This window comes from Sphingobacterium sp. SG20118 (genome assembly GCF_044740685.1).
Classification (GTDB): Bacteria; Bacteroidota; Bacteroidia; order Sphingobacteriales; family Sphingobacteriaceae; genus Sphingobacterium.
On sequence record NZ_CP172826.1, the window covers coordinates 3183287 to 3197127 of the forward strand.

Sequence of the window (13841 nt, forward strand, 5' to 3'; positions counted from 1 at the left end):
TTTAAAAGGTTAACTCGAGGCCGAATGTATATTTTCTTGGTATTGGGTATCCCCCACCATTGAACTCACCATACGGGTTTACAGCTTCCGCATCAGGCAAACGCTTAGACTTTTGCCAACTGGCAACGTTATCTGCAATACCGAAAAATCTAACTTTCGAAATATTCCATTTTTTACTAATTCTTTCAGGTAAATTGTAGGACATGATGATATTTTTAAATCGAACATATGATCCATTCTCTAAGAAGAAAGTTTGAGCAGAAGTATAGTAATATCGGTAGCTACCAATATCATACTTCGCATATTCAGCTTGATCTCCAGGCTGACGCCACATATCTAATTTATCCAAATCTCGTATCGAATACTGTATGAAATTACTCGCTGCATCTCCAGAAGAAGAATTACCGAATTGGTCAGCTTCAAATAAATTAAGTACATCTCTTCCAAAACCATAAGTGAAAAATAAAGTCATTGAAAAATCTTTGTATGCAAAAACATTATTCCATCCACCAGTCCATTTAAAATTGGGATCACCCATAGCGGTTTTATCAGGATTGATACCACTATTAAAAACATCTACAAAGTAATCTCCATCTAGATCTGCAAAATGAAAATCTCCAGGATTAAAAGTTCCGTTTGAATTGCGATACAGTTCTCCTGTATAAGGGTTGACCGGTATATCATCTTTGGTTGAAAAAACACCCAAATTCTTATAAAGGTAGAATGCATTTATTGGACTTCCTACCGATAGAATATGAGACTTGTCAAATCGATCTCCATCCATGATCATATCGCGTCCACCGTTAGGTAGATTCATAATTCTATTTTTCACATAAGAAATATTAAAATTTGACCGCCAACTGATTGCCGAGCTACGCGAAAAAACATCTGCTGAAAGCTGGATATCAACACCAGAATTACGAACCCCAACAGAGTTTGTTTTCGCATAATCATAACCTGTCGTTACCGGTAGCATAACATCAAATAATCCGTCGTAGTTTTCCTTATTAAAGACATCTATCATCGCTGTAACACGCCCTTTTGCCAGCTCCATATCTAGACCAATATTCCATTGACGATTGCGCTCCCAACTCAGATTCCGTTGCGCCACCCCATTCTGAAAATTAGGCGTAATCGAAACTTGACCATTATAAGAGGTTGCATCATTATTCCCTTGATATCCGGCGTTATTTACATTATAGAGATTATATTGCAAATAGTTGTTCGATGGTAGTGAACCTGTCAATCCATAGCTTCCTCTAATTTTCAAAAGCGTTAAGAACGGATTATTTTTTAAAAATTCTTCTTCAGTCAAGATCCAACCCACAGAAGCTGAAGGAAAATACCCCCATTTGTTGTTTTCACCGAAACGTGATGATCCGTCAGCACGAATAGCTCCTGAAAAAAGATATTTACTATCAAAATCATACGATACTCGCCCCAGATAGGACAGCTGTGACCATTTTTGTAAATCAGATTTTACGCCAATATTATTCTGCAAAAATCCATTTACAACCTGTATCTGATCAGATACCCCTTGACTTCCCCACGCATCAATAGATTGCAATTTATTCTTTTCAGCTTCTTGCCCCAACAAAACACTTAAAGAATGTTTTTTCAATTGCGTTGCGTAGTTCAAGAAGTTTGAAATTCGGACTTGATTACTTTCGTAAGAAAAAGCAGAAGAATAATTACCTGCACCGCTCATCAATGCACTTGGCCGATTATAGGCTCTATTTGCCATATCCTTAATATAAGCCGATTGAGAGGTTAGTGTTAGTCCGGGTAATATGTTTAAAATAAGATTGAGGTTTGTATTTAAATTGTTGGACTCATTATTATCGAGACTACTATCATAACTTCCGAGCATATATTGTCTCTTTGATTCTGATAAAGTGAGTAGAGAAGATGGCATACTCCCAGCACTCAATGCAATGGGGCTGTTATCATTTCCACTACCTCTTGCCCGCTTATTGTAAGAATATGCAACAATCGGGTTGATCGTTAGACGCTCATTGATTGCTTTACTTGTTAGATTCAATCTACCAGTATAACGTGTAAATCCCGTAGCCTTAATGATCCCCTTTTCATCATACATATTTCCACTGAATCGGTATGAGCTGATGCCTGTACCTCCAGAGACAGACAAATCGGCGCTATTTATTTGTCCTTTTTGATAGAACATGTCCTGCCAGTCTGTGTTACCATTGAAGGCAGGATTGAGAGAATCTGTCAACATAATGGGAAGATTACGAAAATCATTAGGCGTCAGCTGATTTTGCAAGATCCTCATTTTTTGATTACGTTCTGTTCTTCCTAGCGTTACCTCTCTAAGCTCAGGTCTTTCCGTTAGACCTGTGTAGCCGGTCACCATAATTTTTGGATCGCCATTACGTCCTTTCTTGGTCGTAATCATGATAACACCGTTGGCTGCCCTTGACCCATATATGGCTGCCGCAGAAGCATCTCGAAGTACATCGATAGATTCGATATCATTAGGATTTAGTCCTGCCAAGTAATTAGTGCCCGTACCCGTATTAGGTCCGACAAACTGCTCAGTAGGTTGTGGGACCCCATCGATAACATACAATGGACTGCTGATCACATTATAATAATCATCATTCGAATAGTTGAGATTAATGGCAGAGGTTCCTCTAACAGCTAACGTTGGTGAAGCACCTGGCGCTCCAGAGAAATTCTGCACATTGACTCCTGCCAATCGCCCTTGTAACAGCATATCAAAACTTGCTGCCGGAAGATTTTCTAGGTCTTTTCCTGAAATACTGGAAATTGCAGCGGTAGCCTTTTTCCGCGAGACACTTTGATAGCCGATGACAACGGCTTCATCTAGTGTACTCAATGTTTCATTCAAATTAAATGTGATCTTTAAATCTGAAGGAGTCGGTTTCCTTAAGGGTTCAAAACCGATACTTCTCGCTTCAAGCATGTCCCCCTGTTTCCCTGGAATTGTAAAATTCCCTTGGTCATCTGTTTGGGTAAAATTTGATGTGGTAACGTTCTTAATCGTTACGCCGGCAAGCTGCTTTCCCATTTTATCACGCACGGAACCCGTGATTTGTTGGGCCATAGCAACTAGAGACATCAAAAATACAGACAAAAATAAGACTGTCTTTTTCATTTCTGTTTGATTAGGTTATTTAATTGAATTGGTTACTCAAAAATAACAGTCAAAAAGACACATATATAATTAGTTATTACCCATCTGCAACATTTTATTAACCAAAAAAAATAGTTATGAATCGACAAAAGTGACATAAGAAAACATCCCTTCTAATTTGTCTAAAATTTATAGATAAATTAGAAGGGACGCAATCCTTTCTTTTAAAATACTTACCAAAAAAACTGAAACCTTCTTACTTATATTTTAACATGTGATATCTGTCTACTTTTGGGGTTATATTCTACAATCCTGATAAGATCAATATTGATTCCAGGCCGGAGGATTTACACCCAATAAATGCTTAACAAAATAATCTCTACGTTTTTTCTCACCAAAATCACCACCCGAAGAATGGCCCATTCCGGGAACCATGATGAAATCATGATTTTTACCTGCTTTGATGAGTGCATCAACCAATTGAAAAGTAGAAGCAGGATCCACATTATCATCCAATTCACCTACGATTAATAATAAGTCACCTTTGAGATTAGCTGCATTTTCTACATTAGAACAAGCTGCATATTCAGGACCTACTGGCCAACCCATCCATTGTTCATTCCACCAAATTTTATCCATTCTATTATCATGACAGCCACACGAAGAGACACCAACCTTATAAAAATCAGGATGAAACAACAGCGCCCCAGTAGAACTTTGACCGCCTGCCGAAGTACCATAAATTCCAACCCGTTGGATATCCATCTGCTCATACTTTCTAGCTGCCGCCTGCATCCATAAGATACGATCGGCGAAACCAGCGTCCTTCAAATTTTTCCAGCTAATATCTTGAAATGCTTTCGAGCGGTTGGAGGTTCCCATCCCATCTATCTGTACAACGATAAATCCCAATTCGGCCAACTCATACATACCACTAGGATTGGCATAGAATGATTTAGGTACAAATGAACTGTGCGGTCCTGCATAAATATACTCGATCACAGGGTATTTTTTTGCGGGGTCAAAATTTGTAGGTCGAATGATAATTCCCCAAACATCCGTCACCCCATCTCTCGCTTTGGCCGTAAATACCTCAGGAGCTTTCCATCCCAAAGTTTGCAAAGTGTTTAAATTTGTTTTTTCCAATTCTAGGATTACATTTCCTTTATAATCACGTAAAACTGCGACCGGAGCTTGATCAACACGAGAATAGGTATCTATAAATTGTGAGTAATCGTTATTAAAAACCGCTTGATGGTTTGCATCATCATGAGTCAATTCTTGCAAATTCTGACCATCAAAATCGATCGAATAATATTGAATGAAGTATGGATCTTGATTTCTGTTTCGACCACTGCCCTCAAAAATAATTTTCCGTTTATCTTCATCCACATGAATTACTTTCCTTACCACCCATTCTCCTGCAGTAATCTGATTCTTCACTTTTCCTGTTTTTCCATCATATAGGTATAAATGGTTCCAACCATCACGTTCAGAAGCCCAAATGATTTCACTTCCATCCAAGATATCCGTCCTGTATTTTTTACCACTATAATCGATAAATGTCTTATTAGTTTCCTTAATTATAAACCTAGAGGCACCCGAATTTGCATCCAGCTCCATGACTCCGTATTCTTGATGTCCTCTTTTATTGAATTCGAACGTTACAGCACGCCCGTCCTTTCGCCATGACAAATCGGAGATATCAAATTGATTTTCGATCAAAGAGATATCAAAAACAAAAAGTTGATTGCGCTTTAAGTTAAAGACAACAGGTGATTTCTGTGGTAATGCATCCCCTGGCTTGACATAATCTCGGGCCTGCAACTTGGGTTGCAACTGCTCTTTTGGAGAAGATTCAATCAACGTCAATTGCCTTACCTCAACTTTTTGAATCTTTACCGCAGCTATTTTCTCGCTATCGCCAGACCATTGAATGCGATTACTATAATATTGTTGATTATTTCCATCAAAGGTGACCTGACGGGCATCTTTTAATTTTCCTTTAGGCGCTACAAACACATTATGATTTCTTATAAACGCTACTTGAAGTTTATTCGGGGCTTCAATCTCCCTATACTCATCATCGGCATAACGTCTCCCCCAATATCCTGAACCTGCATTTCGTTCTTTGCGTTCACTTGGACCAGTTTGCTTCAACTCATTACGCTTCCGACTCCATATCCACTGAAAATCTTCCAAATCCAAAGATACCTGTTGTTCATCCAGCAAAGTAATACGATCATTTGTGATACTGCGATATTCAAGCTTTCGTCCCAATTGATTCTCGACCGCAGCTAACACCTTTTGGACATCAAATAACAGTTCCTTTTTCTTTTGCTGTGGAATTACTAAGATATATTCCTTCCCTTTAGCAGTAGCACAATCATACCAAAACAAGTCTCCCTTCTCATTCCAAAAAAATTGACCGGGAAGATTTTCCACTTTGTTGGTCAACTGTGACTTTAAATCTTTGGATCTTTTATAATCGCCTAAGGTGCCCTGCCCAATCACCAATTGCACACAGAATAAAAGTAAGAACGTATTAAGAAATTTCATTTTTTTTTCGTTTAGGGTTTATCAAATAATAGATTGGAATACCTAGTAAAGCAATCAAAATACCAGGCCATGTATAGTTGGGTCTAAAAATAACCATTAAAATGATAAAGGCAAGGCCCATGATGATATATATAATTGGCAAATAGGGATATCCAAAAGCTTTATAAGGCCTATCCAAGTGAGGTTTTCTAATCCGTAATCGAATTATCCCAATAATGGCCAACACATAAAATATAACCACCACACAAGTAATCATATCCAGTAAATCACCATATTTACCGCTTAGACACCAGATACCTGCTGCTGCACATTGAATCCATAAAGCCCAAGAGGGAACCGATCTAGTATTAAGTTGACCAGCTTGCTTAAAGAACAGACCGTCTTTGGCCATGGAGTAGTAAACCCGAGCGCCTGCGAGTATTATTCCATTATTACAGCCAAAAGTACTGATCATGATCATGACGGCAATGATAGTAATACCAAATGGTCCAAAAATTTCCTGTGCGACACTCATCGCGACGCGATCTTTTGGAGCATTGACCATCTGTTCCATGGTAATCACACCTGTATACATCAAATTGGTCAACAAGTAAATAATGGTGACCAAGATTGTGCCCAATGCTAGACTCAAACCAATATTACGTTGTGGATTTTTAATCTCGCCAGCCACAGCAGACGAAGAATGCCAGGAGTCACTACTAAATAGAGCACCCACCATAGCTGCTGAAAATGCACCCATCACTGCAAAACCGTCATATGGAACATACGTACCATCTGCATTTAGATGACGCATATCCCATAAAGAATCACGATTCCAATTCCAGTTCCAGACTTCATATTTAAAGGCTATAAAGCCAAAAAGAACCAGAATCAGTAAACTCAATATTTTAACTAAAGTAATCGTCGTTTGAACTCGTTTCCCGCTATTGATTCCCTTAGAATTTATAAACGTCAATAAAACAATGATACCTATTGCCAATAATTGAGCCGCTGAAACGTGATAATCACCTAACTGCAACAGATAAACATCTTCATCTAAAAAAGGGAATAAATAAGCGGTGAACTTTGCGAAAGCCACGCCTACTGCTGCAATGGTCGCAGTTTGAATAACAGCAAAAAAAGTCCATCCAAATACGAAACTCAATATAGGTCCGTATGCTTCGCGTAGGTATACATATTGGCCACCCGCTTTTGGAAACATGGCACTCAATTCTCCATAACTCAAGGCAGCTGTCAAAGTCATAAAACCACATATTGCCCAAACCACCATCATCCAACCTGCGGATCCTGTGTGTCGCGCTATATCTGCCGAAACAATAAAAATCCCCGACCCAATCATACTTCCTACCACCAACATGGTTGCATCCAAAAGCCCCAAGGACTTTTGAAAAGATTGATTATCTTGACTCATCAGATTAATTTTTGAAGTTGTAGAATTTCCAGTTTGTTTCATAATCAGATGGCAAGTTATCCCCTCGTAAAATTGCTCTCAACATTTCCATAGGGAGATAATTTTCTTTAATAACCCGATCATGAAATTGCTTGAAGCTCATTTTTCCTTCATCGACCACTTCTTCCTTTATACGCATAAGCTGCAATCCCCCCACTAAATAAGCCAATTGATATAGTGGGTCATAAGACCCTTCAAAAGATCGTTTCACTTCACCATGAGCATTGGCTGACTCGAAACCTACACGATCCACCAAATAATCGATACATTGTTGGGGCGTCCATTCTCCCAAATGGAATTTTATACTAAAAGTAATTCGAGCACAACGATGCATCCTCCAAAATAACATACCTATACGTTCTTCCGGTGTTGTTGCAAACCCTTTGTTATACAATAACAATTCCCAATAGAGGGTCCAGCCCTCCGTCCAAAAAGGGGTGTTAAAAGCTTCCTCGCGATAGGGTTTATAGCGTCTGTTCATAAAATATTGCAAATGGTGACCGGGTATCAATTCATGCTGCACAGTGCCTCTCGAGAAATAAGGATTATTACCTCGCATACTCATCAATTTATCCTCTTGCTCCATGCTATTTGTTGGATAGGAAATACTGATTTCCCGACCTCCTGTAAAAAATGGATTGACCAATTGTCGCTCGGGACTCATCATGATCATCCCCCAAGTTTCATCAGCCAGACTTGGGATATCCATGAGGTCATTTTGTGCAATAAATTTTTGTGCATCATCATAGAGCTTCATAATCAACTCCGGTTGTCTTCCGATAGGCACATAGGTATTTTTAACCTTTTCTTGAGCTGCTTTCCAATCATTCCCGAATCCCATTTCTCGCGAAGCCTTTAGTAATTCGGCCTCACACCATGCAAATTCTTGATTAGCCAATCGCAAGAGATCATTTGCAGTATAACTGATCATTTCGCTTTTAAGCTGTCGATTCAATTCTTCATTACCTATAGGTGCTCCTCCAATCTGACTACCATCGTCAAATACCTTCCAATCACTTTTTGAATTCAATAATTCTTTGTATTTTTTCAACTTATCCTTTACCTCTTGAAAGACTTTTGGTACCCACCAGGTAAATTGTGGGTCATAACCATTATAAAAGTCAAAAGTACTCGTGAGACGAAGATCTAGAGAATACAAAAGCGTATTGAGGTAATCCACATCCACATTCGGCAAAGTTGTTTTAATTTGAAGGTTACGGGTTGCCTGATCCAGGTCTTTAACAACAGTCGCCAGCTCTCTGGCCACAGCCTCACCGTCTAAATGATGGCCGCGTCTTCTCAGTTTTTCCAGTGCAAAAATTTTATCCGCAAATAGAAGGTTACTTGCCAATTGATTATATTGTTTTTTATTTGATTCCAATACCTCCAGATTCTTTTTGATTTTGCGTTTTAGTAAAATAAAATCTACCTGACCCGATGTTTCCAATCTAGAGTATGGAAATACATTCAGTTTTTTCAAATAGTCCTGATTTAATTTTTCTAACCTTTCAATCTGTTCCGGGGAGGCAGCCGCATATTGGCTGCCCCAACCTTTAGGCATAGGACCATAATAATAATTGATTGCTTCGATATCATGTCCATACTGAACTATTATAGGTTCCAGTGGAGTTGTATGGTTATACAGGTCCAAGTTTTGCGCATTCATTGGAAAAGGTAAGAATAAAAGCATACCATAAAGCAGTGCTTTTTTTGTTTTTAATTTAGGTGATGCTATCATAATTTCAGGTTTAATACGTTAGCCAATAAATCAACCGTCAAATCTATCTGGTTTAAATCCTGCAATTGCAGCTTCCACTTCTCGATCCGATAAGATATCCGACACAATTTTGCCAAAAGCAGGTCCGAGACTCAAGCCCATCATGCCACCACCACCAGCAATGATGACATTGGTATATTTCTTCAATCTTCCCAAATAAGGTAGACCATCTGGAGAACAAGGTCTGTAACCGTACCAAATTTTATCCTTTGGATAATCCACCGTTAGTTCAGGATAATATTTAGGAATTGCTTCGACAATTCCTCTTACCCGATTGGTATATATCCTATCATTTGCTGGTCCTAATTCCATCGTTCCACTAAAACGGATTTTACCATCCATAGGAGTAACAGCCACACGTGCTTCAAGTAATAAAGCCGCATGATTCAAACTTTGGTGTGACTGAGGTTGGTACATAAACGAATATCCTTTCCCGGGCATTAATGGCGTATTGACCTGTAATTTGGATGTTAACTCTGGTAGATAGGCTCCTCCGGTTAATACAAAAGCATCTCCTTCAAAATTTCCTTTTTCAGTTACCGCGGTCTTGATTTTATGTCCTGAAGTTATAAACTTGTTCACTTTTGTATCTTCATGGAATTCCACCTGGTGTGCCTTTAGATAAACAATGAGTTGTTGCATCAGCTTAGGAGGGTAAAGCTTACCATCACAACGATAAAGTATAGCGCCCAATACATCCACTTTTAAATCTGGCTCCAATTCCTGCACCTCATTACCTTGCAATACAGCTACATCTAGACCCAAATCTTGCGCGCGGTGTGCAAGCTCTACCTCTTCCTGTTGGACCACCTTCGTCTTGTACATCATCAGAATTCCATTTTGCTTCAATTCGAAATCAAAGCCTTCCTGTTGATCCAATTCATCGTACAATTTACTACTGTATAGATTGAGGTCACGAATAGCTGTCGCATGTTGTTCAACATGCGATTTATTGGCATGTTTAAGAAACTTAAGTCCCCAATTTAATAATTTCGGATTCAAGGATGGACGGACATAAAAAGGGCTCTTGCTATTGAACATCCATTTGACACCCTGAGCAACGATACCGGGTGCTGCCAAAGGTGTAAAATGACTGGGGACAATCATTCCAGCATTGCCATATGAGCAATTGTTATCCAACGAACCCTTTTCAAGAATCTTTACCTTCCAGCCATCTCTAACCAAATAATAGGCCGATGCTAATCCAGCTATACCAGCTCCAATTACAACAGCAGTTCCTCTATTTTCTTTCACTTTTTTAAATGCTAATCAATTATCAAAATTAAATTACTTGAAAACCTCCAAAATAAGGATCTTCATCATCGATGAAAATGGTATTGTATCCCGTTATTCTGGCCCACCCTTCTATTGAAGGTATGATAGCTGGTCGTCCACCTACTGTAGTCTCTTCCTCGATTTTTCCAGTAAACTGGGATCCTATATAACTTTCGTGGACAAACTCCTGTCCGATTTGAAGCTTACCTTTAGCATACCATTGTGCCATACGTGCAGAAGTACCCGTTCCACATGGGGAACGATCTAATGCATTTTCACCTACTAGAACGGCATTTCTTCCCGAAGAATTATTTTGAGTAGGAGAACCTGTCCATTGAATATGACTCAAGCCATATATATTAGGATCTTCAGGATGCTCAAATGTATATTTTTCATTAAGGAGTTTCCGAATGATCTTACCGTAGTGGATCAACTGGCTTGCTGTTAGTGTACTGATGTCTTTAAAATTGGGTTGTGGATCTATAATACCATAAAAATTTCCTCCGTAGGCAACATCAACAGAGATATTTCCGAGATCAGGACAATCTACTGTCAAATCTGTTGCATATAGAAAACATTTGACATTGGTCAACTTGACACTTTTCACCTTTTGACCAACCTGCGTATACGCGATATGAATCAATCCTGCAGGAGTTTCTAACCTTAGTTTCCCTGGAGTTTTTGGTTGCACCAACCCCTCCTCTATAGCAATTGTTACAGTACCAATGGTACCATGGCCGCACATAGGAAGGCAGCCACTCGTTTCAATGTAAAGGACAGCAATATCATTTTTCGGATCGCATGGCGGATAAAGAATACTGCCACTCATCATATCATGACCCCGAGGTTCGAACATCAATCCTTTGCGTATCCAATCATATTCACGCATAAAATGTAGCCTTCGCTCCATCATTGTATTTCCCTCAAGCAGAGGGACCCCTCCAGTAACTAACCTGACGGGACAACCACAGGTATGCGAATCAATACAAAAAAAAGTTTTCTTCATAGCAGGTTATATATATTCATTAATCTTTCGTCCATCGTTGATTCACTAATCTATTTATTTGCAGTGAATTACCATCTTTCAGTTCATCCGGCAAGAAATCATTCGACCAATTTTGAAAACTAATAGGTCTTAAAAACCGTTTAACCGCATCAGGTCCTACTGAGGTAAACCGTGGGTCTGTTGTCGCTGGATAAGGCCCTCCATGTTGCATCGCAAACTGAACTTCTACACCTGTCGGCATCCCTTGGAACAGCAATCGTCCACATTTTTCTTGCGCCAATTGAAATAATATGATTTGTCGTTTGATATCTTCATCTGTGGCCGCAAATGTAAGCGTGAGTTGTCCAGCCAAATGTTGCATAACTTCTTTCATTTCCAACTCATCAGCACATGAAATCAGCAAGCCAAAAGGTCCAAAAACCTCTTCCATTAGGTTGGGATTTTTAGTGAGGTATGAAGCTTTTATCTCGACAATTGTAGCTTGTGCTTCTCCAACCTCAGTTGCGGCCTCGCCTACTCCAATGAGACTAACCTGCTCATACTGCAAAACCTCATTTTTATGATGATTATAGCCTTCGGCAATACCCACATGTAACATTTTACCCGCTGGTACATTCGCAATCTCCTGCTTTATATAATCCTTCATCTTTTCAAGATCCGGACCAACAAGTGCAACTAATACCCCAGGATTTGTACAAAATTGGCCCACACCTAGCACTAAAGAAGCTACGTATTGTTTAGCAAAACTTGCGACATGAAGCTGTAAATAATTGGGTAATACAAACACCGGATTTATACTGCCCATTTCCGCAAACACAGGAATAGGCTCGGTTCTCTTCTGCCCCAAATCAAATAGGGCCTTTCCACCTATAAATGACCCGGTAAAAGCTACTGCTTTTACGGATTTGTGTTGAACCAGCTGCTGCCCCACTTCAAAAGACCCAGAAGCGATATGTCCAAAGATCTCTTCTGGCGCACCATAGTTTGCAATGCCACGTTGAATCGCTTCAGCCATCATGTGTGATGTTTTCAAATGGGCCGGGTGTGCCTTTACAATTACGGAACAACCCGCTCCAATAGCACTAGCCGTATCGCCACCAGCTGTAGAGAAAGCAAAAGGAAAATTACTGGCTCCAAAAACAACGACAGGTCCTAAACCCCTATTCATTTTACGTAAATCAAATGGCCCATTTCCTCCTTTATCGACCCGAGCTTCCGCATACATTCCTGTTGCAACAGCATCGGCATATGTTCTCCATTGATTGACAGTTCTTGCTTTTTCACCTTGGAGACGGCCTATGGGTAAGGCTGTCTCCAGATGTGCTGTATCAATCAATGTTTCGTCGATTGCATCAATTTCATCCGCAATTGCATGCATCAATTGCGCACGTTGTACACAATTTAATGTTTGCAAAAAATGAAAACCATCTTCGGCATGTTTGACAACAACATCAATTTCACTTTTATTCCAGTTCATCATCTTTTGCGTTATAATTGTGGTCTGCTTGCTCTAGCATCGCTAATAATTTTAGATACTCGCTCTTTTTCCTCACCGATCAAGGGTAATCGAGGTGCACGAATATGTGGCGTACAAATACCTTCAGCAGTTGCGGCCAACTTGATATACTGCACCAATTTCGGATGAATGTCCAATTCCAGTAGCGGCATAAACCAACGATAGATAGCCACAGCCTTTTCATACTCCCTTTTTTTAACAAGGTTATACATCGCTACAGTCTCCTTCGGGAAAGCATCCACCAAACCCGCGACCAGACCATCTGCACCTATCATCAATGTTTCCAAACTTATGGTATCTACACCCCCTAATATTTTTAAACGGTCTCCAAACTTATTTTTAAGACGAGTTACATTTGTAAGATCTCTCGTAGATTCCTTAACCGCTTGAATATTTGACTCTAATAACAATTCTTCAAACATTTCTATACTCACGTTGGTACTATAATCAATAGGATTATTGTAGATTAAGATCGGTAATGAAGTACTTTGTGCTACCGCACGAAAAAACGCAACTACCTCACGATCATCTGCTCTATAACGCATTGGAGGTAACAACATCAGTCCAGCTGCTCCTAAACTTTCGGCCGTCTGCGCCACTTCTATAGCTGCTGCTGTCGTGTTTTCTGCAATATTCAATAAAACAGGAATCCGATCAGCGACAACTGACAAAGCATGTTTCAATAATTCATACTTTTCGTTATTGGTCAATACACTCGCTTCCCCTAAGGTTTCCAGCAATGATCAATCCATGAACTCCCGCAGCTAATTGTGCTTCAATATTTTTACTGAACATCGCTAAGTCCAAATGACCATTTTCATCAAAAGATGTCAACATCGCAGGATAGATTCCTTTCCAATTTAATTGTGCCATAGTTTTTATTTTTTATAATTCGATAACACAAATCTATAGGGAATACCATACTTATTCTTCTCGTGAATTAATCAACATTGACCTAATATTGACTTTTACTAATTTCTCCTAAAAAATAAATACCATAATAATATAACTTTTGGTTTCAAAAATAACGGAGATAGGAGGTTAACAAAAAAGTTAGTAGCTGCTAAAGCGTAAACTAAATTACCACCATTTAAATGTTGAATAAAAAAATTAATGATGAAAAACTAAAAAAGAAATTTA

General features: G+C 39.2%; 9 protein-coding genes. All 9 read right to left on the reverse strand.

Going from position 1 to position 13841, the window contains the following annotated elements:
* Position 1: 1 nt before the first annotated feature.
* Entirely contained in the window at positions 2-3139 is a 3138-nt protein-coding gene (locus tag ACFX5U_RS14820) for a SusC/RagA family TonB-linked outer membrane protein (protein ID WP_400261211.1), read from the reverse strand.
* Between the two features lie 300 nt (positions 3140-3439).
* Positions 3440-5677 (reverse strand): DPP IV N-terminal domain-containing protein, encoded by a 2238-nt coding sequence (locus ACFX5U_RS14825; RefSeq protein WP_400261212.1) that lies wholly within the window; start codon positions 5675-5677, stop codon positions 3440-3442.
* Complete coding sequence (locus tag ACFX5U_RS14830) at positions 5664-7088, reverse strand: APC family permease (protein WP_400261213.1); 1425 nt, start codon at positions 7086-7088, stop codon at positions 5664-5666. Before ACFX5U_RS14830 ends, ACFX5U_RS14825 begins: the two co-directional genes overlap by 14 nt.
* 4 nt (positions 7089-7092) lie before the next feature.
* Positions 7093-8865, reverse strand: coding sequence for a DUF885 family protein (locus ACFX5U_RS14835; protein WP_400261214.1), 1773 nt, complete (start codon positions 8863-8865; stop codon positions 7093-7095).
* A gap of 30 nt (positions 8866-8895) precedes the next feature.
* Positions 8896-10158, reverse strand: a complete 1263-nt coding sequence (locus tag ACFX5U_RS14840; protein ID WP_400261215.1) for an NAD(P)/FAD-dependent oxidoreductase — start codon at positions 10156-10158, stop codon at positions 8896-8898.
* A 28-nt stretch (positions 10159-10186) separates the two neighbouring features.
* On the reverse strand, positions 10187-11185 hold the full coding sequence (locus ACFX5U_RS14845) for a 4-hydroxyproline epimerase (protein ID WP_400261216.1): 999 nt from the start codon (positions 11183-11185) through the stop codon (positions 10187-10189).
* A 19-nt stretch (positions 11186-11204) separates the two neighbouring features.
* Positions 11205-12665 carry an aldehyde dehydrogenase (NADP(+)) gene (locus tag ACFX5U_RS14850; protein WP_400261217.1) on the reverse strand — a complete coding sequence of 487 codons (1461 nt, stop codon included), beginning with the start codon at positions 12663-12665 and terminating at the stop codon, positions 11205-11207.
* 8 nt (positions 12666-12673) lie between these two features.
* The gene (locus ACFX5U_RS14855) at positions 12674-13441 is read right to left on the reverse strand and encodes a dihydrodipicolinate synthase family protein (protein ID WP_400261218.1); all 768 of its coding nucleotides are present in this window, start codon (positions 13439-13441) and stop codon (positions 12674-12676) included.
* On the reverse strand, positions 13401-13574 hold the full coding sequence (locus ACFX5U_RS14860; protein WP_400261219.1) for a dihydrodipicolinate synthase family protein: 174 nt from the start codon (positions 13572-13574) through the stop codon (positions 13401-13403). Before ACFX5U_RS14860 ends, ACFX5U_RS14855 begins: the two co-directional genes overlap by 41 nt.
* Positions 13575-13841: the final 267 nt, after the last annotated feature.

Coding starts and splice junctions, on each gene's coding strand:
- ACFX5U_RS14820 (WP_400261211.1), bottom strand. CDS start 3,139: ATGAAAAAGACAGTCTTATTTTTGTCTGTATTTTTGATGTCTCTAGTT.
- ACFX5U_RS14825 (WP_400261212.1), bottom strand. CDS start 5,677: ATGAAATTTCTTAATACGTTCTTACTTTTATTCTGTGTGCAATTGGTG.
- ACFX5U_RS14830 (WP_400261213.1), bottom strand. CDS start 7,088: ATGAGTCAAGATAATCAATCTTTTCAAAAGTCCTTGGGGCTTTTGGAT.
- ACFX5U_RS14835 (WP_400261214.1), bottom strand. CDS start 8,865: ATGATAGCATCACCTAAATTAAAAACAAAAAAAGCACTGCTTTATGGT.
- ACFX5U_RS14845 (WP_400261216.1), bottom strand. CDS start 11,185: ATGAAGAAAACTTTTTTTTGTATTGATTCGCATACCTGTGGTTGTCCC.
- ACFX5U_RS14850 (WP_400261217.1), bottom strand. CDS start 12,665: ATGATGAACTGGAATAAAAGTGAAATTGATGTTGTTGTCAAACATGCC.
- ACFX5U_RS14860 (WP_400261219.1), bottom strand. CDS start 13,574: ATGGCACAATTAAATTGGAAAGGAATCTATCCTGCGATGTTGACATCT.